Origin of the sequence: Gracilibacillus timonensis (genome assembly GCF_900086715.1) — a bacterium.
Taxonomy (GTDB): domain Bacteria; phylum Bacillota; class Bacilli; order Bacillales; family Amphibacillaceae; genus Gracilibacillus; species Gracilibacillus timonensis.
In genome coordinates, this window is record NZ_FLKH01000012.1 from 129,862 (window position 1) to 154,544 (window position 24,683).

A 24,683-nucleotide genomic window follows, 5' to 3' on the forward strand; every position below is an offset into this window, starting at 1 on the left:
CTCGGCTTTTTTAATGAAAATAGTTGCTTAAGGCATTGGTGACTGCCTGTCCAATGTTAGATTGATAGCTTTCGGTTTGAATAACCTCGATATCATGCGGGTTGGTAATAAAGCCTAATTCAAGTAATAATGCCGGGTTGTCATTGTTACGCAATACATGCAGGCTTTCGTGCATGACGCCGCGATCTGTCAAATCAACATGTTCTGCAAGCGACTGCTGCATCTGATAGGCAAATGATTGATCACTATCATTCGTATAATAAGTACTGATTCCATTGACTAATCGCAATGGATTGGCATTGTAATGAAGACTTATAAATGCATCGGTATGATAGCTGTGACTAATATTTACCCGTTCTTCTAAACTAATAAAGGTATCATTCGATCGAGTGAGGATGACATTTGCGCCTGCACTTTCCAAATCACTCGCAATTTGGTTGGCGGCTATCATGGCAAGATCTTTTTCTTGGTTGCCATACAAACCAATGGCACCGGGATCATGACCGCCATGACCAGGGTCAAGCACGATATTATATCCGCTTAAGTCCCCATCACCATTATTTTCCGTGCGAGCAACCTGTTCTACCTCTGCACTTTCTGACTGTGTCGTTTCATTAGAGGAAGAGGACTGGCTGTCATTGGCACTGTCACTCGTTAACCAACGAGCAACCCATCCTGTAGATCCATCGTTTAATTGGACTTTAATCCAATCACTTTGCGTTTCAACGACGGAGAACTTATCCCCGTTTGTGGCAAAGTTTATGATGGAATTACTGGTATCAGGTCCGGAACGTATTCTGGTGCCTTCTGCTTGCACAGTGATTTCTTTACTGCTGGTTGTTTCGACGGCAGTTTCGGAATCAGAAGCAAATAGATACTGTGACGCTACCCAGCCGCTTTGGCCATTTACGTAGGTTTGGTACCAACCATGCTTTTCTTGGAATACTTTAATCTTATCCCCGGCCTGGAGTTTTCCGATGACATCGCTATTACTAGCTGGTTCTTCACGAACAAGAAGAACTGAGGCGTCTACCTCGTATACTTTTTCCTGCGCAAATACGGTGGCAGGCAGTATAAAGAAAAAACATAAGATGCTAAAACCAACTATTTTTTTCATCTCATCTCCCCATTCTATATCTATTAAAAATCTATATCCCATTGTACCCTATTTTTAAAAAAATAAACATGAAATATTAGGAATTATTCAATGTACTTGAAAGGATAGCGCTGTTGATTATCTGTCATGACTACTTTAAATGTAATAGATGCGGTCGGTAGCATTTCCTAGTATAATAAAATAATATGGTATTTTTTGAATAGGAGCGTTTTTTTGTGAAGAATCAGTCATTTGTTCAAACATCCTTGGAAACAATGCAGTGGTTTATTTTCTTTTTGGCTAGTTCGGTGGCTTTGCCGATCGTGATCGGGGCCGTTTTTCATATGGATTTCCACCAGATTGCTGGTTTAATGCAGCGTACTTTTTTTATTGTTGGTCTTGCTTCCCTGCTGCAAGGTCTATTCGGTCATCGTTTGCCGATCATGGAAGGACCGGCGGGAATATGGATCAGTATTTTTACTGTCATGGCCGCAACGGGTTTACAGAGTGGGGAAGGTCTTGATCATACCTTGCGTTTATTACAGACAACCATGATCTTTACAGGGATCTTCTTAGTATTAATTGGTGTTTTTCGTATCTCGCAAAAAATATTACCAATTTTCACTCCATTAGTTACTGGCACCTTCTTCTTATTATTAACGGTTCAATTGAGCGGTACTTTTTTGGAAGGTATGCTGGGGTTACAAGGAGAAGCAGAGAATATCCAGGTAAAGGAAGCTGGTCTTGCCTTTCTAACTTTTTTTATTGTATTGGGTTTGTCTACTTTTGCTAAAGGTTGGTTAAGCAGTTATTCTATGTTTATAGGTATTATTGCCGGATGGATATTATTTGTGCTGATTGGGGGATCTTCTCCGCAGTTAGAAAGTGTGTCTTTTTTTGCTGTGCCGGAATTATTCGCCTTTGGAATGCCTGTATGGGATTTGAGTGTGGTACCTGTTGCTTTGATTACCTCGATTATATTAATATCTAATGTGGTTGCTTCTGTAGTAGCGATTGAACAAACATTAGGTGCCAAAACAAATAGCCCCTTAGCGGTAAACCGAGGGACGATCTTGTCAGGTGTTAACCATGGTGTAGCTGGTGTATTCTCTGGCATTGCCAATGTGCCGTTAGCAACTTCAGCTGGCTTTATTGGTTTGACAGGACAGAAAAGAAAAAAACCTTTTATCTATGCGTCGTTGATCTTATTGATTATTGCGTTTTTTCCACCAATTGTTTCGTTTATCTCCAGCATTCCGGCACCGATTGCCAATGCAGCCTTGATGGCATCATTCATTCAATTGGTTAGTTTGGGTATTCATAATGTGACGCTGCAGCCTTTAGATAACCGGAAAGTTACGATTGTAGGTATTGCCTATTTAATTGGAATGGGCACGATGTTTTTACCGGCAGAGGTGTTCTCCAATCTGCCATCTATTGTGCAGAATGTGATGAGCAATGGGCTGTTAGTCGGTGTGACGTTAGTTATTTTGATCGAACAATTATGGCGTGAGAAAAAAACGTCTGGAAAGGAGAATGAGTCATGAAAGCAGTCATAGCAAAACAACCAGGAGGAGCTGAACAATTAGTTTATCAAGAAATGCCAGGCCCAACCATGTCAGATAAAGATGTTTTAATCGACGTTTATGCGTCTGCTGTGAACCGTACCGATATCTTGAATCGTGAGGGGAAGTCTGGGTATGCAGAGAATCCGATAATTGGAATTGAGGTAGCTGGTGAGGTTGCTGATCCGAATGGTCATAGTCACTGGAAGAAAGGGGATCGAATAATGGGTTTGGTGAACGGCGGTGCCTATGCAGAACAAGTGGTAATGCCTGCCGACCGAGTGATACCTATTCCAGATCGCTTGTCGTTTGAAGAGGCTGCTGCTATCCCTGAGGTATTCCTGACTGCTTTTCAAACATTGTATTGGATCGGTGATTTGCAACGTAGTGAAAAGGTATTGATTCACGCTGGCGCCAGTGGAGTGGGTACAGCTGCGATCCAGTTAGCGCGTGTCCTTTCTGATGCAGAAATTTTCACAACGGCAGGGACAGCAGAGAAATTAGCTTATTGTAAACAGTTAGGCGCGAATGAGACCATTCCGTATAAAGAAGTAGATTTTGCTGACGTTATCACCAAGATTACAGATGGTGAAGGTGTTTCCTTGATTTTAGATTTCGTTGGAGCCAGCTACTGGCAGAAAAATATGCAGAGTATTGCCGTGGATGGCCGCTGGGTGCTGATTGGTGTACTAGGTGGAAGTAAGGTGGAACAGATTTCTTTAATGGATGTCATGGCAAAGCGAATCCAATTGACAGGTACCTTGTTAACCCCAAGAAGTGATGCCTATAAAGCAAGACTTACGAGAGATTTTATCGAACGGGCGCTTCCATACATGGAACAGGGCAAGTTGCAGCCAGTTATTGATACGGTTTATCCAATAGAAGAAGTAGCTGATGCCCATCGTCATATGGAAGCCAATAAGAATATTGGTAAGCTGATTTTGCAGGTGCGAACATCATAAAATAGAGAATAAAAACAACTTGCTATCGTTAAAAAAGGCAGGTCCATATTATGAGTGCAGCCTGCTTTTATTGCGCTAAATACGATGAGGTAACTAGTGTTAAATAGAGGCAGCGCATCTGCTAGTATATGCTATAATAATCACAGAATGGAAAGGAAGTGGGGATAAAATGATGACAATAGTAGCGCTGACACCGATTTTAGCAGTATTCTTATTTCTTGTCTTACTACGTATGCCAGCGATGAAAGCGATGCCAATTAGCCTGCTGATTACAGGAGTTTTGGCATTTTTCTATTGGAAAGTCCCCTTATTACAAATTAGTGCTTCCATAATTGAAGGGGTGTTGATTGGTATATCTGTTCTGTATATTGTATTTGGTGCGATTTTATTATTAAATACGTTACAGAAAAGCGGGGCTATTGGTACGATTCGTAACTTCTTTATGGGAGTAACTCCTGATAGGAGGGTGCAAGTTATTTTAATTGCATGGCTATTTGGTGCTTTTATCGAAGGAGCAGCGGGGTTTGGTACACCAGCGGCGATCGTGGCACCATTATTGGTAGTCTTGGGCTTCCCTCCTTTGGCTGCCGTTGTACTAGCATTAATAGCGAACAGTGTGCCGGTATCGTTCGGAGCGGTAGGAACACCGATTATTGTTGGTGTTGGACAAGGTTTGGTAGAAGGTGGCTCGCTTGCTCAAGTCGCCGCTTTATTCTTAGGAGATATTAGCATTGGAGAATATACGCGCGTGATTGCTAGTCAAGTGATGCAATTTGACCTAATCACTGGTACACTCATGCCGTTAGTATTGGTCGTGCTATTAAGCCGCTTTTTTGGCAAGGATAAATCTTGGAAAAAGGCGTTTGAATTATGGAGATTTGCTCTTTATGCTGGGTTTAGTTTTACGATTCCAGCCTTCCTGGTAGCCGTTTTTGTAGGACCGGAATTTCCATCGATCATCGCCGGTTTAGTGGGATTATTACTGGTATTGTTTGCTGTTAAAAGAGGCTGGATGATGCCTGATGAGCCATGGCAATTTCCGCCACGCGAAGATTGGTCAAAAGAATGGCTGGGAGATTTACCAATCGCCAAGCAGGAAAAAGTAAAGGAAATGAATTTATTAAAGGCTTGGTTACCCTACTTATTATTGGGCATATTATTAATTATCACGCGTGTAGAAGAACTGCCGGTTAAGGGCTGGCTTAATAATGTGACTGTCGGCTGGGAGAACATTCTTGGCACTTCGATTTCAGCGGTATTTGAACCCTTGTATTTACCAGGTACTGTTTTTTTAATCGTTGTTCTTATTACTATCATTTACCACCAAGTATCATTTCGAGCATTTGGTCAGGCCTTTGCTACTTCCGGAAAAACTTTAATCGGCACAGCTATTACCTTGTTTACAGCTGTTCCTATGGTAAGAATTTTTATCAATTCTGGATTGAATGAAGCCGGATTAGAAAGTATGCCTATTGAATTAGCGCATCAAGCGGCTGTTTTAATTGGTACAGGTTGGCCAATCATGGCACCATTTATTGGTGTGTTAGGTTCGTTTATTTCAGGGAGTGCAACATTTAGTAATATGATGTTTTCCTTATTCCAATTTTCGGTAGCGGATAAAGCAGGAGTTGATCCAACCCAAATTGTTAGTTTACAGATCATAGGATCAAATGCAGGAAATATGATTTGTGTTGTGAATGTGGTAGCCGCTGCATCCGTGGTTGGTCTAGTTGGAAAAGAAGGGGTAATCATTCGAATGACTATGATCGCCATGTTCGTTTATGCTGGGTTAGCCGGTGTGCTTGGATACGTATTCTCTTTATGGTGAGTCGACTCTTGTTCATCTATGCTTGACAAGTGCTTTAACCCTTGGTGGAACGAGTTCTGTCTGTGCGGAAATCGCTTGCGTCTGCCTTGAATTTTTGTTTCGTATTATTTCTAATATTTCGAATATTATATTTTTTCTTTGGCATGTTATTCTACCTCCCTTATATTGTTACCTGCATTAATAAGGTGCCCAATTTTTCAGTGGTTATGTAGAGCAAAAAGGAGGAGTACTCCAAATGTTGTTTTGTGAGATCAGCCATTAATACACCCACACACCTAGAAAATTATCCCGATCATACAGAAGTTGGACGGTAAACTGCGATTCAGTCAGCAGTTCGTATGTTTTTATAAGATAAAAGACTGGATATATTTATTCTGTTTTTGTGCTCGTTTATTTCATTGAGTTCTTTTTCACGTCTATAACTTTTCTGCAATAATGTGTAACAAGCATAAGGATGATACTATAACATAAAAAATCGATTAACTAGTAACACTCAATTTAGTGATTTCACAAGATTTCAAGATTATTTTACCACTCATTTACTACTGTGGAATGAACTTTAATGTGAAAAAAATCACCAAACAGATCAGCTGCTTTTCTAAAAATACAACGGAGCCGATTCTTCAAATACTTAAGCATTTCTGTTCATGCCACTTTAAATCATAACATAATGATGAGGGTTCACGTATTTAGATTTCTTTACAAACGATTGACTTATATATCGCATCTCGATATAATAAAAGAAATATATGTATCGAGGTGCGATATAGTGATGAATTCAAAAATTAAAAAGATATATGTTCCAATGACCGAAACAGCCTTTTATATTTTATTATCCCTGCAGTCTTCTCGATATGGTTATCTTATTATGCAGCATGTTGAGGAATTAACAAATGGTCGTATCAAACTTGGAGCAGGGACTTTATATGGTAGTTTAGCGAAAATGCAGAAGGATGGACTGATTGAGATTGTAAGGATAGAAGATAAGCGAAAGATTTATCAAGTAACGGACCTTGGTAATCAGCTGTTGCGTATCGAAAAAGAAAGAATTATAGAACTATACAAAAATACAGAAAGGATTGAGGACTGATGGAGAAGAAGGTGTTCAAATTTTTCACCGTGGATAATTTTGAAAAGGAGGAAGCATATTTAAGGAAGATGGCACAGAAAGGCTGGCATTTTAAACGTTATCAAGGATTTAGATACTACTTTGAAAAAGGTGAGCCACAAGACGTGTATTACCGTATCGACTGTCACAGTCCAGGTGATGGAGACAGAGATGATTATATACAGTTTTTTGAAGATAGTGGCTGGTCACCAGTTTTTTTCTATCCTATATTTGACGTAGAATGGACTTATTTTCGCAAAAGCAGCAACCATTCTGGAATTACAGAAATATATACAGATTCTACATCAAAAATCAGTCTGTTTCGTAAAATAAGAAAAAGATGGAGCTTTTTGGGAATATTTATTTTCACTTGTATGATTATACTTTCGCTTCTAAGTGGTATAACGCTTGAAAGACCCTTTCTATTATTATTTCTTGCAATTGTAGTAGGAAGCTTTATTCTCTTATATAGCAAAATGATATTTAATTTTACGAGAAAAATTCAAAAGCTACAACAATAATTTTCTGTTATCTTTTTCTTATGACAGGTGGAACGATTTTTGCATGGATTAACCGTTGTGATATCTGCTATGCTTCCCATATCAAAGGCGATGCATGTCTTGCAGTACCTAGAACTCTTTATGCTTTTCGTGATAACCATTATTGAGTCATTTTCTAGCGGAGCATATTCCCGCAGCGCTTGTTTCGCACAGATAAAACGATCAAACTCACTACTCAGGAAAGGGCTCTACTTAACATAATCCGTCTTATCGATAGTCAGTATCCACATTAGCAGTAAAGGACCAGGCGAAAATTGCTTGGTTTTTTAACAAAAAATAAGACTTTGAAGTTTCGTTCAAATAAAGTAGGGGAATATAAAAAATAGGTATTTCGCGATCCTATGATGGATAGTCATTCTCCTTATTTTATCATGGAAAAATTCCAATTCTGGAAAAATAATTTTCAAAAATGGAATTTAATACTGTTTTTGCTTGACATAGACAGCTTTTTCCTTTAAGATTTGAGTATAATATTACATTAGTATTTCATTTTTATTACATGAATGTGTCACTTTGTGTAAGGTTAATGTTATACAATGTATGTATCAGTGGCAATACGAAGCAATTGCCCTTGATACCAATAAGGTTATAATAGGAATACCTGTCTTTTCTAACACATTAGCCATAACTTAGCGACTGTTAAGTCATATCAGGCTACCAAGTCTTACCTTCCAAAATTATGTCGTACTCTCTTAAATTCTGCAACGTGTACAATCGATTTCGTTTCTTTCTTTTGTTTCAAATGATTGCCAGATCTATAAGTGGTGAGTACATTGAAATCTGTAAATGTAGAGTCAAAGGAAGATTGAAATCACATTAGCATAAGTTTAAATGTATGCGCTTTCCGTTTTGCTGATATAGCCTTTTGACAGAACTATACTACTCTTAGCAATCTAAACAAGAGTTGTATAGTTTTATTTAAAATAGGGGTGTATAAATTGTCATTTTGGTAAACAAGATCACATTAGTGAGGCAACTATTATATTACCCAAGCCATCTGGCGTTATATATCAGCGAATGCATAGTGGGGGGAGATGGGATTTTCCTATTTAGTAAAAGCTTGAGAACTTATAACGGAGGGAGTGCTGTCGATGGGCTATCAAGAAACATATGAACAATGGAAAGAGGAAAAGGATTTAGACCTGTTATTAAGACAACAACTAGACATGCTTGCCGAAGATCAGGAACAACTAGAGGATGCTTTTGCGGTACCATTAGAATTTGGTACGGCTGGCATGAGAGGGCTTATAGGCCCTGGTATTAATCGAATGAATATGTATACTGTAAGACAAGCTACAGAAGGATTAGCACGTTTTATCGAAGCGCAATCAAACACAGCTAAATCAAAAGGAGTAGTGATCGCTTACGATTGTCGCCACATGTCACAGGAATTTGCACTAGAGGCTGCAAAAACCTTGGCAGCACATGACATTGTCACTTATGTGTTCGAGGATTTACGACCAACACCGGAACTTTCCTTCGCGGTAAGACATTTAGGGACTGTTGCGGGCATTATGATAACCGCTTCACACAATCCGGCTGCATACAATGGTTACAAGGTTTATGGTGAGGCTGGCGGTCAAATGCCCCCGGATGAAGCCGATAGGTTAACGGAGTTTGTGCGCGCTGTAGAAAATCCACTGCAAATTGCTGTCCTGTCCGAACAAGAGGCTAAGGAAAAAGGATTATTAACCATCATTGGTGCGGAAATAGACCGTATCTATTTGGAAAATGTGAAAACAGTAACGGTTGACCCAGCACTTACTAAACAGGCTGGGAAAGATTTGAAACTGGTTTTTTCGCCATTGCATGGAACAGGCAAAATGCTTGGAGAAAAAGCATTAAGGCAAGCTGGTTTTGAAGGTTTTTCTTTGGTGCCTGAGCAAGCGGTTGCCGACCCTAATTTTTCTACCGTGAAGTCGCCTAATCCAGAAGAACATTCTGCTTTTGAATATGCGATTAAATTGGGCAAGGAACAACAGGCGGAGCTGCTTGTTGCGACAGATCCTGACGCCGATCGTCTTGGTGTCGCCGTCAGAATGCTCAATCAGGAGTACGAGGTGTTATCAGGCAATCAAATCGGCGCATTGATGGCAGAATATATCTTAAGGACACGCCAACAGGCAGGGACGTTACCGAAAAATGCGACGATTTTGAAATCGATTGTTTCTAGTGAACTCGCGACAGCTATTGCGGAAAAGTATGATACGAGGTGCGTTAGCGTACTAACAGGGTTTAAATTTATTGCTGAAAAAATGGAACAATATGAAATAGATCAATCACAAACCTTCATGTTCGGTTTTGAAGAGAGTTACGGCTATTTAGTGAAACCGTTTGTTCGTGATAAGGACGCGATTCAAGCGCTAGTTATGATTGCAGAAGTAGCAGCATATCATAAAAAACAAGGAAAAACACTTTATGACGCTTTGCAGTCAATTTTTGAAACATTCGGATATTATAGTGAAAAAACCATATCGGTGACCATGCCAGGGGTTAAAGGTTCAGCAAAGATTGCAGCCCTTATGAAGCAATTGCGCAAAGATCCACCAAGGGAGTTTGGTGGAGAACTAGTGATACAAGTGGAAGATTATCAGCATTTGATCAAAACCTTTTTAGATGGAAACTCAGAAGATATCAATGCACCTGTCTCCAATGTATTAAAGTACACGTTATCTGATCATAGCTGGGTCGCCATACGGCCTTCAGGAACAGAGCCTAAGGTCAAATTTTACATCGCCGCGGTAGCGATTGATGCGGAGGAGGTTGAAGAAAAGATTACTAAATATGAATCTACTATTTCCAAACTAATAGAATCAATCGAGTAGTCTTCCTGCTCTTGACAAAACGGAGCAATGTCAAAGAAGTTGTAGAAAATGCTACTAGCCTCCTGATGGATCTCAGGTGAAAACTAAAACGTTTATGATGGGGTGGCAATATGCAAAGAAACGAACAAACTCGTGAAGCATTAGAAAGATTTCAATCTGGTGAGAACTTCTATAGTCACCATCTATTTGGTTATCATCATGACGTGCAGGATGAGCAAACAGGATTTATATTTAGGGTGTGGGCACCTCATGCTCAACAAGTATGGCTGGTAGGAACATTTAATGATTGGAACGATTCCTTACCAATGGAGAAAAATGAAGAATACGGCTGTTGGGAAATATTTACGACCATAGCGAAAGAACAAGATTTATATAAATACAAAATCCGTCAAGCAGATGGCAGAGAAATTCTCAAGATCGATCCCTTTGCCATAGCTTTTGAGGAGAGACCAGGCAGTGCAAGTGTTATTCGTGCCATTCCCGAACGAAAATGGAAGGATGGTCTATGGTTCGTCCGGAAAAAACGCTCCAATTTTTTCAAACGTCCGATCAATATTTATGAAGTTCATGCTAGCTCATGGAGACATCATGAGGATGGTACGCCGTATACCTTTCAACAATTGACGGAAGAACTAATTCCTTATGTAAAAGAAATGGGCTATACCCATATCGAATTTATGCCGCTCATGGAGCACCCGCTTGGCGCCTCATGGGGATATCAACTAGTTGGTTATTTTGCCTTAAGTTCCTATTATGGTACCCCTGAAGAGTTTCAAGCATTCGTTGAATCTTGTCATATCCAGAATATTGGCGTATTAGTCGATTGGGTTCCAGGCCATTTCTGCGTAAACGAGGAAACGTTACCTCGTTATGATGGAACTCCGCAGTTTGAGTATCAAGATCTACAACGAGCCCAGAATATTCGCTGGGGTTCGGTAAATTTTGATTTAGGTAAACCACAAGTACAAAGCTTTCTGATATCCAGTGCCATATTCTGGTTGGAATTTTACCACCTTGATGGAATTAGGGTGGACGCTGTATCTAATATGCTGTATCTGGATTATGATGAGGGATCATGGCAACCAAATCATGAAGGTGGCAATCGTAACTTGGAAGGATACTACTTCTTGCAAAAGTTGAACGCCGTCATTAAATTGGCACATCCAGAAGCCATGATGATCGCTGAAGAGAGCTCATCAGATACGAAGATTACTGGATTGATCGAAACGGGAGCACTAGGTTTTGATTACAAATGGAATATGGGCTGGATGAATGACGTATTGCGTTTCTATCAAATGGACCCTCTTTTTCGCAAGGATCACATTTCCTTAATGACCTTTTCTTTTATGTACATGATGGATGAGAATTATATTCTGCCTTTATCACATGATGAAGTGGTACATGGAAAAAAGAGCTTAATGCACAAAATGTGGGGAGATCGTTATAAACAATTTGCTCAGCTTCGTAATCTATACACCTATTTACTGACACATCCCGGAAAGAAACTATTGTTTATGGGCAGTGAATGGGGGCAATTTTTGGAATGGAAGTATGATGAAGGGTTAGAATGGCGTGATTTGCAAGACGATTTGAATCATAAAATGCAGCACTTCACTCGTCATATCAATCATTTATATAAAGCAGAATCAGCATTATGGGAATTAGAAGAGACCCAAGATACATTAACCATCATTGATGCCGATAATCGAAATGAAACGGTATTGAGTTTTATCCGCCAAGGGAAAAAGAAGAAGGATTTCCTGATTGTTATCTTCAATATGACCCCGATAGAACGTAAAGACTTCCCGATCGGTGTGCCTTATCCGGGAGTATACGAAGAAATTCTCAATACAGAAAAAGAAGAATTTGGCGGTACATGGGTGAGAAACAATGAAGATTGTCAAAGTGTACAAGAACCATTCAAAGCATTTGACCAGCAGATTCGAACCATCGTTCCGGCACTAGGAGCACTCCTGTTACGACCGAAAAAAATCCAAATGAAAAAAAAGCAAAAACCCGGTAAATAATTGTTCCCACCCAGCATACACTTTAAAGTTGGCAAGATGAAAGAATCCATAGATATTAAGCCACAGAAGGGAGGCAGGTGGAAGAATTCTTTCACCGTAGATTATGAAAAACGGGATGCTTGCAATGATTCTTGCTGGGGGTAAAGGTACCCGCCTAGGCAAACTGACACAGAAAAATGCGAAACCAGCAGTTCCTTTTGGAGGACGTTACCGTATTATTGATTTTACGTTAAGTAATTGTGCCAATGCCGGTATTAAAAATGTTGGGGTCGTTACACAATATCAGCCATTAGGGTTAAACAAACATATTGGGAATGGGGCCAGTTGGGGTTTGGATGGTATTAATTCCAGTGTCACCATTTTACAGCCGTTTTCCAGTTCAGAGGGAGGGAAATGGTTTGATGGTACAGCTCATGCCATTTACCAAAATATGTCCTATATCGATGAAATGGATCCGGAATATATCTTAGTGTTGTCAGGTGATCATATTTATAAGATGGACTATGAAGAGATGTTAGAAACGCATAAAAAGAATCATGCCTCATTAACGGTAGCCGTGCTTGAGGTTCCCATTAAGGAAGCTTCGCGCTTCGGGATTATGAATACAGATGAAAATGACCGCATTATAGAGTTTCAGGAAAAACCGCAAGAACCCAAGAATAATCTCGCCTCCATGGGGATCTATATCTTTGACTGGCAACAACTACGTAGTGTATTGCTGAACAGTTATTCGAAGGACGATCAAATGCTTGATTTTGGTAAACATGTGATTCCTGCCTACTTAGAGAGTGGTGAGAATGTGTTTGTCTATCGCTTTGATGGATATTGGAAGGATGTTGGAACGATTGATTCGTTGTGGGAAGCGAATATGGAATTTATTGATCCTGCGATGAATTTGGATATTCGAGATAAAAACTGGCGCGTATATTCTAAAAATACGATATCACCGCCTCATTTTTTAACGGATACAGCATCTGTGAAGGAATCATTGATTGTTGATGGCTGTTATGTGGCAGGGCGAATTGAACGGAGTATCTTATCCAACGATGTTCAAGTAAAAGAAGGTTCCACGATTAGGGAAAGCTTCATTATGCCAGGGGCGTCTATTGGCAAGAATGTGACGATCAATCGGGCAATTATTGGTGAATATGCCGTAGTAGGGGATAATACAGTGATTGATGGCAGTGAAGAAATTGGTGTAGTTGGCGATTCTGAAGTGATTGGAGTGACGATCGATGAGGACTAACAAAATGTGTGCTGTGTTAGGGAATATTCAACGTTACAACGCCTTATTACCATTAACGAATGAACGACCGCTTGCTACTCTACCAGTAGCTTGTAAATATAGAATGCTTGATTTTCCTTTATCCAGTATTGTGAACGCCAATGTGAATACGGTATTTATGATCTTTAATGAAGGAGAGACGCAATCCGTTTTTGATCATATTGGTGGGGGAAAGGAATGGAATTTAGATGGTATCCATAATCGTTTCTTTATCCATCTCTATCAGGATTTCTTGAAATTAAAGGCACAAAACTTAGAATATTATAATGAATTAATTGGTTATTTAGAGAAATCAAAATCCGAGTATACGGTGTATATGAGCAGTAAGATGCTGTGTAGTATTGACCTGCGCGCCGTCCTTAACATCCATCAAGCTAATCAGAATGAAATGACGGTAGTCTATAAGAAAGTGCAGCCTGATAACGTCTGTGCCACCGATGCCGTGCTGACGATTGAAGAGAACGGAAAGATATCCGAAGTATTCTCTGCCAAGGAAAAAGGGGACACTGAGGATCAAATGAATCTATGTATGGATATTTATATTGTGCAAACAGATTGGTTAATCAATGAGCTGAAAGCCGGTCAACGAGAGGGAGCTACCGTGGACTTACAGGACTTTTTACGTAAGAAGATCCATACCGTCAAAAGCTCTATTTATGAATACACCGGTTATTTGAGTAATATATTTGATATTCCGTCGTATTACAAGGCTTCCATGGATATGTTGAATTCCAAACGATTTAACTCCCTTATGTATTCAAGCCAAAAGATTTATACCAAATTAAAGAATGAAGTTCCAACTTATTATTCGGAAACATCAGAGGTGAATAACAGCCAATTTGCGACAGGAAGCATTGTCGAAGGAAAGGTGGAAGACTCGGTCGTATCCAGAGGTGCTATTATTGAGAAGGATACAGAAGTACTCCACTCCATCATCATGCCAAGTGCCGAAATTCGTTCGGGTGCCTCCATTCAATTTGCGATATTAGATAAGAACGTCGTAGTAGACGCAGGTGTTAAGATTGCCGGGACAAAAGAAGAACCCGTGGTCATACCAAAGGGTACACATGTGACTAACCATATCTTGGAGGGACAAACGCAATGAAAGTACTGTTTGCAAGTACTGAATGTGCTCCGTTTTTTAAGACGGGTGGACTTGGTGATGTAATGGGAGCTCTACCGAAAGAATTAGCGAAAAAAAATACGGAAGTAGCTGTGGTGCTTCCGTATTTTTCGCAAATGCCATCAGCCTATCAAGAGGCATGCAAGGATTTATTTTCTTTTACAGTAAATGTTGGCTGGCGAAAACAATACGCTGGTGTGAAGCACCTAAAAATCAAAGATGTCGATTATTATTTTGTGGATAGTCTCTACTATTTTGCTCGCGACGGTTTGTATGGTTATTACGATGACGGGGAACGCTTCGCCTTTTTCCAGATGGCCGCTATTGAGCTGATGGAACATATCGAATTTATACCAGATATTTTGCATGTAAATGATTATCATACGGCGATGATACCGTTTCTGCTAAAAGAAAAGTATCGCTGGATTAATGCCTATCAATCGATTCGTACTGTTCTGACAATTCATAATATGGAATTTCAAGGAAGATTTAGTCCTAGTATTCTCTCTGATTTGTTCGGTATGGGTATGGAGCGATATTATGACGGTGCCGTACGTTTTGACGATGATGTGAATTTCTTGAAGGCAGGTATACAGTATGCGGACCGAGTGAATACCGTTAGTCCCTCTTATGCGGAAGAAATCCAAACCGCCGAGTTTGGTCACGGATTGGAAGGGATTTTACGGATGGAGCAGCATAAGCTAAGCGGTATTGTTAATGGAATTGATTATGAGATTAATGATCCGGAAAACGATGAGGCCTTATATACCAACTATTCACGCAAGGACACAGACGGTAAACAAAAGAACAAACTGGAATTACAGCGTGCGCTGGGTTTACCGGTTCGGGAAGATGTGCCAGTGATCACTGTTGTCAGCCGCTTAACTCATCAGAAAGGCTTTCGATTAGTGCTACAGGAATTAGAAAACCTATTGCAATTCGATGTGCAATTTGTCTTGCTAGGGACGGGCGATCCTGGTATGGAAGCCGCATTTAAAAGCTTTGGTGAACGGTTTCCTGAAAAATGCTCGGTCCATATCGACTTTGATGTCAGCTTTGCGCAACAGTTATATGCAGGTGCGGATATGTTTTTGATGCCATCTGCTTTCGAACCTTGTGGGTTGTCCCAAATGATTTCGATGCGCTATGGCACCTTGCCAGTTGTTCATGAAGTGGGGGGATTAAAAGATACGGTAAAGCCTTATAATCCGATTGAAAAAAGTGGGACAGGCTTTGGTTTTTCCTCCTTCAAATCTTTTTACTTGATGGAGACTCTTAAGATGGCGATCCAGCTGTACCAGAATGACTCTGAAACTTGGCGAAACCTGATGAGTCAAGCCATGGCAGAAGATTTTAGTTGGGAAAGTTCCAGTGATCGGTACCTTTCTCTGTATCATGAAATAGTATAGTATCATCTGCATGATCGAGTGTTCTGGCGTAACGAAATAGTTATAACAGGAGGGAGATAGTTGTCCTCCCTTCTGCCATATTTAGCCCCCACTATTGTCTGGTGCTAACGTCCGTAATATCCTCGTTACGTCTTACCTTATTCGGAAAATGGCGATCTACTTCGGCTTAGCAACAAAGAATGCAAGGCCTTACATTCAAAAAAGGAGCTAACAGATCATATGGGAATGACAAAAAAAGAATTTAAGCAGGAATTTCAACAGCGTCTTAGGGAGAACTATGCGATGGAGGTGGGAGAAGCAAAGGCGCCAGAACTTTTTAATACATTGGGCGCCGTTCTAAAAGCTAAATATTCCAATGATTGGCGGGACACCTGGAAGAATTATCTTGTGAAAAAGCAAAAACAGGTCTATTATTTTTCTATTGAGTTTTTGCCAGGAAAAATGTTAAAAAGTAATCTATTGAATATGGGCATGCTAAATATGGTACGAGATGCACTAGCAGAAATGGATATTAATCTAGAGGAGCTAGCCGATGTGGAACGAGATATGGCCTTGGGGAATGGTGGATTAGGTCGTTTAGCATCTTGTTTTATGGATTCGATTGCCTCAGGTGGCTTTCCTGGTAATGGGAATGGCATCCGTTATGATTATGGTTTATTTAAACAGCGTTTCGTGGATGGTTATCAGGTAGAATTGCCAGATGAATGGCTTCGTAGCGGTAACATATGGGAATTGAGAAGGGATAGTAAGGCTGTGAATGTGCGTGTTGGCGGCAATGTGTACATGAAAGAAGTAAAAAAAGGCAGGCTCGAACCGGTTTATGAACATGCCCGTGTCTTACGAGCAGTGCCATATGATACGGGGATGGTCGGTTATGACAATGGTGTTGTCAATACGATGCGTCTCTGGTCTGTGGAGATTCCCGCATCAGAAGAAGATAAATATCAAAGCATTCAAAGGAGACGGGAGTTGGAGGATTTAACCGCAGTCCTCTATCCGGATGATTCCAATGAGAGCGGCAGGATTACGCGCTTAACCCAAGAATATTTCTTTGTATCTGCAGGTATTCAAAGTATTATTCGTTATTACAAACAATTAAATGTCCCCATGACTCGTTTAAGTGAATATATTGCGATTCATATTAATGATACCCATCCAGCGCTATGTATCCCGGAAATGATGCGTGTTCTAATGGATGAAGAGAGGCTCACTTGGGAACAGGCATGGGATACGACCGTTAAGGTGATGAGTTATACGAACCATACGATTATGGCAGAGGCATTGGAAAAATGGTCCATCGACTTAATGCAGCGAACGGTGCCAAGAATGTATCAGATTATTGAAGAAATTGATCGCCGTTATGTGCAAAAAATGTCGGATATTCATGAGTCAGACTTAGTCGACAGGACCCGTATCATCAAAGACGGACAGGTTCATATGGCGCATATGGCGATTATCGGAAGCTACAGCACTAACGGGGTAGCGAAATTGCATTCCGATTTATTAAAATCCGTTGTGCTCCATGATTTTTATGTAATATATCCAGACCGTTTCAATAATAAAACGAATGGTATTACCCATCGTCGCTGGTCGCAGCTAGCCAATGAACCTTTGTCGAATGTCTTAGATGAAACCATTGGTAAAACATGGCGAAAAAATCCATCCGACTTAAAGTTGCTGATGAATTATCAGAACAATGAGGCGGTATTAGAGAAACTAGCTCAAGCAAAACAAACGAATAAACAGGTACTAGCTGATTATATTCATGACAAGACGAGTGTTGAAGTGTCAGCGAATGCTATTTTTGATGTGCAAATCAAGCGTCTCCATGCTTATAAGCGTCAATTAATGAACCTGATGCATATTATCAAACTGTATCTGGATTTGAAGGATAATCCAAGCCATCCGATGCAGCCCCGTGTGTTTATTTTTGGAGCTAAGGCGGCACCAAGTTATGCCTATGCCAAGACGATCATTAAATGTATCAATGAAACAGCCAATTTAATTAATAATGACCCGGATATCAAGGATCGCTTGAAAATCATTTTCTTAGAAAACTATAATGTGTCCCTGGCCGAGAAGATTATTCCAGCTTCTGATGTCAGTGAACAAATCTCGCTAGCGTCCAAAGAGGCGTCAGGAACCAGTAATATGAAGCTGATGTTAAATGGGGCAGTCACCGTTGCTACGTTGGATGGGGCAAATGTCGAAATCCGAAATGCTGTTGGAGACGAGAATATTTATATCTTTGGACTTACAGAGAAAGAAGTATACCAATATTATGAAAACAAACAGTACTCTTCGATCCGTCTCTATGAGGAAAATGCGGTGATTCAAAGGGTGTTAAATACCTTTATTGATGGAACCATTCCTAATATCATTTATGAAGGGCGAGAAATATTTGATTCCTTGATTAAATATAATGATGAATACTTCGTGTTAAGAGACTTTGAGTCCTATACAAAAGCCCAAGAACAAATTGATCAGGCCTATGCTGATCAAAAAAAATGGCAAAAAATCAGTCTGATTAATATTTCCAATGCTGGTCGTTTCTCTGCCGATGATACCGTGCGCCGTTATGCCGAGGATATTTGGAATATTGAAACCATCGCATCACACGCAAAGAAAAAGGAGTAAACTGTTATATGTCAGATATTTATTTTCATTCATGGTTAACTAAACATAAATATCCGTTTGGTGCCATTCAACAGGATCAATCATGCACGTTTCGTTTATGGGTTACATCGCCGGCTATCTCCCATGTGAAGATGGTGATTCGAAAGGAAGATGGTCCCAATGGGGAAGAAGCTTATTTGTTGGAAAAAACAGATGGCGACTATCTTTCTTTTACCTATACCTTCGATCAAGGGAAAGGCTTGTATTTCTATTATTTTACTTTTGAAGAAAGGCAGCCAAACGGTACAGTTGTCATTAAGTATTATGCCCCGCTTAAGCAGGGCGGGCAGGGACAAGTGTATCAAGACAATGCAGGGATGCCTGCTTATCAGCTAACATGTTTTGAAAAGGCAGAAAGCCCCCCTGCTTGGTATAGAGAGTCTATCTTTTATCAAATATTTCCGGATCGTTTTTATAATGGCAATCCCAACGGTCAGCTGAATGCAGTAAAGCCTAATACCTTTCTTTATGCCACGACAAATGATGATCCAATGTATATCAAGGACGAGGCAGGGGATATTATCCGTTGGGACTTCTATGGCGGTAATTTGCAAGGTATCATTCAAAAGATTCCCTATCTCAAAGAATTGGGAGTAAATGCGCTTTACTTAAACCCAATTTTTGAAGCCGCCAGTAATCACCGTTACGACACAGGAGACTATGATAAGATAGATTCTATGCTTGGGGATGAAGAAATATTCACGCAATTGGTCGATCAATTACATCAAGCTGGAATAAGGGTGATTTTGGATGGTGTGTTCAGCCATGTCGGCAGAAATAGCCGCTATTTCAATTATGATGGCTCCTATGGTAAAAACCAAGGGGCTTATCAAAATCAAGCAAGTCCCTATTATTCTTGGTTTAATTTCGATCATTACCCTGATGAATACAAGTCATGGTGGGGGATAAAGGATTTACCGGAAATGGACAAGACAAACGCTTCTTTCCAATCGTTTATTTACGGAAAAGAAAACAGTGTGTTAACGAAATGGAATCGTTTAGGCATTGACGGTTGGCGTATCGATGTAGTGGATGAACTTCCAGATACCTTTTTACAAGGGGTTAGAAACAATCTGAATCAATGGGATGATAAACTATTGATTGGTGAAGTTTGGGAAGATGCCTCGAACAAGATAGCTTATGATCAAAGAAGGCAGTACATATTAGGAGATCATTTGCACGGCGTGATGAATTACCCATTCCGTGATCAACTATTACGATTATTGAATTTACAAACGACTCCACAAGAGGTCTGTGAAACGTTGATGCAGCTGCAGGAAAATTATCCTGAGGATGTGTTTTATAATGGTTTCAATAATATTGGAACCCATGACACAGAACGTATTCTTACCTTACTTGGAGGGGATATGGCGAAGCTGAAACTAGCATTTGGTTTTCTGTTTATGTCTCCAGGTACCCCTTGTATTTATTACGGAGATGAAGCCGGTCTAACCGGAGGCAGTGATCCGGATAATAGAAAGTTTTTCCCGTGGGAGAATATAAATGAAACTATATTTCAAGCATGTCAGGCTTGGATCGATCAACGTAAGCAGAATCGCTGTTTAACACATGGAGAGTTTCTCACTTGTTACACTAAGTCATTGTTCGGGATATTACGCTATCTAGACGATCGGTATGTCTTATATGTGATAAATCCTCATCCAGAACAAATAGAATTACGAATACAGGAAGTGAAGACAGCGACTGGAGATTTTCCTTTTCGCAGTGTTCTGTTGGAGCCAGTTGTACTGCCCGCTCACAGTGGTTATTTTGTAACGTCAAAAAATATCGCTTGATCATGTCAACGGGTAGTAGTATATAAGTTGAACTTACAAATGTAACAAAAACAAGTGACAAGCAAGTCTTTGCTCGCATGATTTCCTGATCATACCTCGTTTGATCCATTTCGTGCTCTTGACCTATTCACACTGCGTAAATGGATCAAGAGCACATACCAAACCAATGAGAAATGATTTCATTCATCTTATATAGGCAAGTGTTCCGGGGAGTTGTTGACCAGAGCGCTTGCCTTCTATTGCGGAACAAGCAACAAAGGATCGATCATTCACCATCGATTAGTGATGGTATCCCAAAATACACAGGACCATTCACACAACAAAAAATTGTGCAAAATTCCCGTTAAGAGGCAATGTTTAACGGGTATATAGTACTATATGTGCTTTTGATATGGAGGTTTTTGGATGTTGGAAATCTATATTTGTGTTAAAATATAAATGTCGACAAGTTTACCTTGTGAAAAATGTGTGATGCACTGCTCATCATAGCTTAATCCCTTTAGGAGTTGTCAAAGAATGATGGATTTCTTAATTATATATGGTATTGCAGTGACGTGGTTTGTTGTTATTCTTGCGATGGAATGGCGCAAATTACGTAAAAAGGCCTATCAAGATTTTACCACTGGTCTGTTTAATAGATATGCCTTGCAACAATATAAAAAGAATATGAAAAATGGTATAACCCGTGGCTTGATTTACATCGACCTAGATAATTTTAAAGGGATTAATGACAGTTATGGTCATCATATTGGTGATATGATCTTACAGGAGGTTGGTAACCGTTTAAAAGAATTAACTAATGAGCAGCATTATTTTTTTCGAGTGGGCGGAGATGAATTTCTCTTGCTAACGGAAGGCTGTAGTGCTGCAACCGTGCGAGATTTGGCTAAGCAGGTGGTGGAGCTATTAAACGAGCCAATAGTGACAGAAGAGAAAAATGTGATAGTATCAGGAAGCGTGGGAATCAGCTTTACAGATATAAACTCCGCCCAACGTTTTGAAGGAATTATTGAACAGGCAGAGCAGGCGATGTATCAAGCCAAAGGTAACGGAAAAAATCAATTTGACTTCTTGGCTGAACAATTCGTTACCAGAGACCATCGTGAAGACAATCGATAAAATAAGAAAAAACGGGCAAACCCCGCCTGATCCTTTATTGCTATATAAGTTGAACTTACAAATGTAACAAAAACAAGTGACAAGCAAGTTTTTGCTCGCATGATTTCCTGGTCATATCTCGTTTGATCCATTTCGTGCTCTTGACCTATTCACACTGCGTAAATGGATCAAGAGCACATACCAGATCAATGAGAAATGATTTCATTCATCTTATATCATCAAAAGAAAATGCTGACTACCGATAAGGAGGGGTTATATTAACTGTAACCTTTATGTTAACGGCAAAACATACCATAGCACAGCAAAGAAATGTGCTGCCGATCCTGCTAATACAAACACATGCCATAGTGCATGATGATAACGAAAGCCTCGCCATACATAGAAAACGGCACCAATGGTATAAAATAAGCCTCCTGCCACTAGAAGAATAATCCCATTGGACGCCAAGTTTGCGGTTAACGTGTTCCAGCTTAAGACGATAAGCCATCCCATCAAAATATACAAAATAGTGGAGAAAAAGAGGAACCGTTTGACAAAAAAGGCTTTAAATATCGTTCCTCCAATGGCCAGCCCCCAAATAACACCAAAGAGTGTCCATCCTTCCCATCCTTTAATCACAATAAATAGAAAAGGGGTATAGGTACCTGCAATGAAGAAATATATGGAAGAATGATCGAGTATCTCAAATACATTCTTAGCCCTTCCTTTTGGTAAACTGTGCAATAACGTGGAGGATGTATACAACAATACCATAGTGGCACCAAAAAGGGTAAAACTAACGATATGCCATACGGTACCATACAATGAGGCATATACAATCAAAACGATTAGCCCAGCTATACTTAGTATCACGCCTATCCCATGCGTGATCGAATTAGCGACTTCTTCCTTTAAAGAAAATTCATGCGTAGAGCCCATCTTGGTTAATTCCTTCCCGAAACAGAATAACTGTCACTATTTTAAAAACTTGTATTTACATTATCGCGCTTTAAGCGGCGGATTGCAAATATTCGAAGTTTGATGAAACCGACAAGACATGGATTAAAAAGTAATAAAGGATTGCTAAGAAAGATGTTCTAAACTTTACTACATGGAATAGATAGACTAGCTACTTAACATTATCCATCTTATCAGCAACTCGGTTCGTTCAAGGTCAAAATGGTTCCGCCTCCTATCATATCAAAAATGTTATGCTTTCTTTTCATATAACGAAATAAAGCGAATATATCACTTTGTTTTAAAGATGTACTAAGTTATAATATGAGATGAATAGATAGAAAGCGATATCATTTTGGGGGAGGTACATAATGAAACAGGCATTAATATTTCAAGGCGGCTGGGATGGACATGAGCCGGAAAAAGTCGCACATATCCTGGGCGGGATATTAAACGAAGAAGGATTTCAAGTAAAGATTACCGACACGTTACAAACATTGGCAGAAGACGACTTATCCCTTTATGATCTGATTATACCCAATTGGACTCAAGGGACCATTGCTCAAGAGCAGCTACAACCGTTATTAAAAGCAGTGGAAAATGGAACGGGGCTTGCCGGTTTACATGGTGGCATGGGTGATTCTTTTCGAATGGAAGTAGATTATCAATTCATGGTCGGCGGCCAATGGGTGGCACACCCGGGCAATGACGGGGTTGAATACCAAGTTTGTATCAAAGACCCTGGTCATCTTTTAACCAAAGGAATGGACGATTTCACGGTTGTCTCCGAGCAATATTATATGCATGTAGATCCTGTGGTTGATGTCCACGCTACGACAAAATTTCCTGTTATCGCAGGTCCTCATCAAACCAACGGAGAAGTGGAGATGCCAGTTGTCTGGACGAAAAAATGGGGAGATGGCAAGGTTTATTATTGTGGACTTGGCCATGTAGCCGAAGTGGTTCAAATGCCAGAGGTACGGCAACTTATGCGTAATGGTATGAAGTGGGCGTGCCGATAATTTTTAGTCCAATTAAGAAGGGAAATGACAGCTCTGCTACATCTCGCGTTATACTAAAAACCGAAGAACGACTTCCTTGTTTGCGGTAGTCGTTTCTTGAAAAGAAGGAGGGGAACCGTTCTGTCAAATCTTGCAACAGATTAAAAAAAGCTGGTTCGCTGGTTCTTGAGGAGGCTAGATGGGCAAGTGTCAATCTTCTTTTCAACCAACAGGACCATGCCAAAATAGATGTTGACAGCGGGAACAAATGAAAGTTGGTATTATAGGTTGTGGTAATATTAGCCGCATTTATTTAGAGAATGCACCAAGATTTGCTAATTATACGATCGAGGCAGTAGCCGATCTAGTGGTGGAAAGGGCCGAGGAAAGAGCAAAAGAATATGGTATACTTAAAGCATACAGTACGGATGCGTTATTAAATGACCCAGAAATAGAATTAGTCATTAACTTGACGATTCCTGCTGTTCACGCGGATATTGCTAAACGTGCCCTAAAGCAAGGAAAACATGTATATGGCGAAAAACCTTTGGCCGTTGCACTGGAAGATGGAGAAGAAATGCTTAAATTGGCACAAGAAAAGGGATTATATCTTGGTAATGCCCCAGATACATCCTTAGGAGCAGGTATTCAAACGGTTCGGAAGTTGATCGATGAAGGGGAAATTGGCGAGCCCTTATCTGCAAGCGCTTTTATGATGGGGCCGGGACATGAAAGCTGGCATCCAGATCCTGCTTTTTATTATAAACAGGGAGGCGGACCAATGTTTGATATGGGTCCCTATTACTTAACTACTCTTATCCATCTGTTAGGACCTGCCGCTAGAGTGACAGGCTCCGCCCAAATTTCCAGCACAGAGAGAACGATTACCAGCCAGCCTAAACGCGGGGAAAAAATAGAAGTTGAGGTTCCTACCCAAGTTAATAGTGTCATTGATTTTGAAAGAGGGACCGTTGTTTCCTTGATTATGAGCTTTGACGTTCAAGCACATCAGTTGCCACACATGGAAATATACGGAACAAAGGGGACGATTTCTGTTCCAGATCCTAATACCTTTGCCGGTCCTGTACGAATGAAGACACACGATCAACAAGAGTGGAAAGAAGTTCCTTTAGTTGCTGGATATGCTGATAACAGTCGCGGTTTAGGTGTGGCAGAGATGGTTGCGGCGATTAAGAAACAGAAAGTGTCTAGGGTGACAGGGGAAGTGGGATATCATGTGTTAGAGATCATGCACGGTGTACATCACGCCTCAACAGAGCAAAAGCACGTCATTCTTTCCAGCAGTTGTAAGCAGCCAGAGGCATTTGTGAACGAAAGTTTCTAAACTAAAAGAAGGGTTGGTGCTA

The 24,683-nt window shown here is 40.2% G+C and carries 17 protein-coding genes; 15 read left to right on the forward strand and 2 right to left on the reverse strand.

All coding sequences use genetic code 11. The annotated features are described in order from the left end of the window. Positions 1 to 10 precede the first annotated feature (10 nt). Complete coding sequence (locus BN6556_RS11785; RefSeq protein WP_066191618.1) at positions 11 to 1,117, reverse strand: N-acetylmuramoyl-L-alanine amidase; 1,107 nt, start codon at positions 1,115 to 1,117, stop codon at positions 11 to 13. Positions 1,118 to 1,332: 215 nt separating this feature from the next. Here BN6556_RS11785 and BN6556_RS11790 point away from each other — a divergent pair, with 215 nt between their 5' ends. From BN6556_RS11790 to BN6556_RS11850, 13 genes are all read left to right on the forward strand, one after another. After that, positions 1,333 to 2,643, forward strand: coding sequence for a purine/pyrimidine permease (locus BN6556_RS11790; protein ID WP_235817519.1), 1,311 nt, complete (start codon positions 1,333 to 1,335; stop codon positions 2,641 to 2,643). Beyond that, the gene (locus BN6556_RS11795; RefSeq protein ID WP_066191624.1) at positions 2,640 to 3,623 is read left to right on the forward strand and encodes an NAD(P)H-quinone oxidoreductase; all 984 of its coding nucleotides are present in this window, start codon (positions 2,640 to 2,642) and stop codon (positions 3,621 to 3,623) included. Before BN6556_RS11790 ends, BN6556_RS11795 begins: the two co-directional genes overlap by 4 nt. Positions 3,624 to 3,792: 169 nt before the next feature. After that, positions 3,793 to 5,451, forward strand: a complete 1,659-nt coding sequence (locus BN6556_RS11800; protein WP_066191626.1) for an L-lactate permease — start codon at positions 3,793 to 3,795, stop codon at positions 5,449 to 5,451. 772 nt (positions 5,452 to 6,223) lie between these two features. Beyond that, a complete protein-coding gene (locus tag BN6556_RS11805) occupies positions 6,224 to 6,541 on the forward strand; it encodes a PadR family transcriptional regulator (protein WP_066191628.1) in 318 nt (105 codons plus the stop codon). Further along, positions 6,541 to 7,080: a DUF2812 domain-containing protein gene (locus BN6556_RS11810; protein WP_066191631.1), complete on the forward strand. Its 540-nt coding sequence runs from the start codon at positions 6,541 to 6,543 to the stop codon at positions 7,078 to 7,080. Before BN6556_RS11805 ends, BN6556_RS11810 begins: the two co-directional genes overlap by 1 nt. 1,130 nt (positions 7,081 to 8,210) lie before the next feature. Beyond that, positions 8,211 to 9,944: a phospho-sugar mutase gene (locus tag BN6556_RS11815; RefSeq protein WP_066191634.1), complete on the forward strand. Its 1,734-nt coding sequence runs from the start codon at positions 8,211 to 8,213 to the stop codon at positions 9,942 to 9,944. A 110-nt stretch (positions 9,945 to 10,054) separates the two neighbouring features. Continuing rightward, on the forward strand, positions 10,055 to 11,971 hold the full coding sequence (glgB, locus tag BN6556_RS11820; protein ID WP_066191638.1) for a 1,4-alpha-glucan branching protein GlgB: 1,917 nt from the start codon (positions 10,055 to 10,057) through the stop codon (positions 11,969 to 11,971). Positions 11,972 to 12,074: 103 nt separating this feature from the next. Beyond that, on the forward strand, positions 12,075 to 13,217 hold the full coding sequence (locus BN6556_RS11825) for a glucose-1-phosphate adenylyltransferase (protein WP_066191640.1): 1,143 nt from the start codon (positions 12,075 to 12,077) through the stop codon (positions 13,215 to 13,217). Continuing rightward, positions 13,207 to 14,361, forward strand: a complete 1,155-nt coding sequence (gene glgD / locus BN6556_RS11830) for a glucose-1-phosphate adenylyltransferase subunit GlgD (RefSeq protein ID WP_066191642.1) — start codon at positions 13,207 to 13,209, stop codon at positions 14,359 to 14,361. The genes BN6556_RS11825 and glgD overlap by 11 nt, the downstream gene beginning before the upstream one ends. Then, the gene (gene glgA, locus BN6556_RS11835; RefSeq protein ID WP_066191647.1) at positions 14,358 to 15,788 is read left to right on the forward strand and encodes a glycogen synthase GlgA; all 1,431 of its coding nucleotides are present in this window, start codon (positions 14,358 to 14,360) and stop codon (positions 15,786 to 15,788) included. The genes glgD and glgA overlap by 4 nt, the downstream gene beginning before the upstream one ends. Before the next feature lie 219 nt (positions 15,789 to 16,007). Next, positions 16,008 to 18,425: a glycogen/starch/alpha-glucan phosphorylase gene (locus tag BN6556_RS11840; RefSeq protein WP_205410330.1), complete on the forward strand. Its 2,418-nt coding sequence runs from the start codon at positions 16,008 to 16,010 to the stop codon at positions 18,423 to 18,425. 8 nt (positions 18,426 to 18,433) lie between these two features. After that, entirely contained in the window at positions 18,434 to 20,260 is a 1,827-nt protein-coding gene (locus BN6556_RS11845) for a glycoside hydrolase family 13 protein (protein WP_066191652.1), read from the forward strand. A 516-nt stretch (positions 20,261 to 20,776) separates the two neighbouring features. Next, on the forward strand, positions 20,777 to 21,379 hold the full coding sequence (locus BN6556_RS11850; RefSeq protein ID WP_066191654.1) for a GGDEF domain-containing protein: 603 nt from the start codon (positions 20,777 to 20,779) through the stop codon (positions 21,377 to 21,379). 270 nt (positions 21,380 to 21,649) lie between these two features. On the opposite strand, the gene trhA is transcribed toward BN6556_RS11850, so the two are convergent. Then, positions 21,650 to 22,297: a PAQR family membrane homeostasis protein TrhA gene (gene trhA, locus BN6556_RS11855; protein ID WP_066191657.1), complete on the reverse strand. Its 648-nt coding sequence runs from the start codon at positions 22,295 to 22,297 to the stop codon at positions 21,650 to 21,652. Positions 22,298 to 22,686: 389 nt separating this feature from the next. Here trhA and BN6556_RS11860 point away from each other — a divergent pair, with 389 nt between their 5' ends. Both BN6556_RS11860 and BN6556_RS11865 read left to right on the forward strand, forming a co-directional pair. Further along, entirely contained in the window at positions 22,687 to 23,337 is a 651-nt protein-coding gene (locus BN6556_RS11860) for a ThuA domain-containing protein (protein ID WP_066191659.1), read from the forward strand. 247 nt (positions 23,338 to 23,584) lie between these two features. Then, positions 23,585 to 24,661: a Gfo/Idh/MocA family protein gene (locus BN6556_RS11865; protein ID WP_066191665.1), complete on the forward strand. Its 1,077-nt coding sequence runs from the start codon at positions 23,585 to 23,587 to the stop codon at positions 24,659 to 24,661. The last annotated feature ends 22 nt before the right edge of the window (positions 24,662 to 24,683 follow it).

Excerpts from the sequence above, each read along its gene's own strand:
- BN6556_RS11785 (WP_066191618.1), bottom strand. The coding sequence starts at position 1,117 with ATGAAAAAAATAGTTGGTTTTAGCATCTTATGTTTTTTCTTTATACTG.
- BN6556_RS11795 (WP_066191624.1), top strand. The coding sequence starts at position 2,640 with ATGAAAGCAGTCATAGCAAAACAACCAGGAGGAGCTGAACAATTAGTT.
- BN6556_RS11800 (WP_066191626.1), top strand. The coding sequence starts at position 3,793 with ATGATGACAATAGTAGCGCTGACACCGATTTTAGCAGTATTCTTATTT.
- BN6556_RS11805 (WP_066191628.1), top strand. The coding sequence starts at position 6,224 with ATGAATTCAAAAATTAAAAAGATATATGTTCCAATGACCGAAACAGCC.
- BN6556_RS11810 (WP_066191631.1), top strand. The coding sequence starts at position 6,541 with ATGGAGAAGAAGGTGTTCAAATTTTTCACCGTGGATAATTTTGAAAAG.
- BN6556_RS11815 (WP_066191634.1), top strand. The coding sequence starts at position 8,211 with ATGGGCTATCAAGAAACATATGAACAATGGAAAGAGGAAAAGGATTTA.
- glgB (WP_066191638.1), top strand. The coding sequence starts at position 10,055 with ATGCAAAGAAACGAACAAACTCGTGAAGCATTAGAAAGATTTCAATCT.
- BN6556_RS11825 (WP_066191640.1), top strand. The coding sequence starts at position 12,075 with ATGAAAAACGGGATGCTTGCAATGATTCTTGCTGGGGGTAAAGGTACC.
- glgD (WP_066191642.1), top strand. The coding sequence starts at position 13,207 with ATGAGGACTAACAAAATGTGTGCTGTGTTAGGGAATATTCAACGTTAC.
- glgA (WP_066191647.1), top strand. The coding sequence starts at position 14,358 with ATGAAAGTACTGTTTGCAAGTACTGAATGTGCTCCGTTTTTTAAGACG.
- BN6556_RS11840 (WP_205410330.1), top strand. The coding sequence starts at position 16,008 with ATGGGAATGACAAAAAAAGAATTTAAGCAGGAATTTCAACAGCGTCTT.
- BN6556_RS11845 (WP_066191652.1), top strand. The coding sequence starts at position 18,434 with ATGTCAGATATTTATTTTCATTCATGGTTAACTAAACATAAATATCCG.
- BN6556_RS11850 (WP_066191654.1), top strand. The coding sequence starts at position 20,777 with ATGATGGATTTCTTAATTATATATGGTATTGCAGTGACGTGGTTTGTT.
- trhA (WP_066191657.1), bottom strand. The coding sequence starts at position 22,297 with ATGGGCTCTACGCATGAATTTTCTTTAAAGGAAGAAGTCGCTAATTCG.
- BN6556_RS11860 (WP_066191659.1), top strand. The coding sequence starts at position 22,687 with ATGAAACAGGCATTAATATTTCAAGGCGGCTGGGATGGACATGAGCCG.
- BN6556_RS11865 (WP_066191665.1), top strand. The coding sequence starts at position 23,585 with ATGAAAGTTGGTATTATAGGTTGTGGTAATATTAGCCGCATTTATTTA.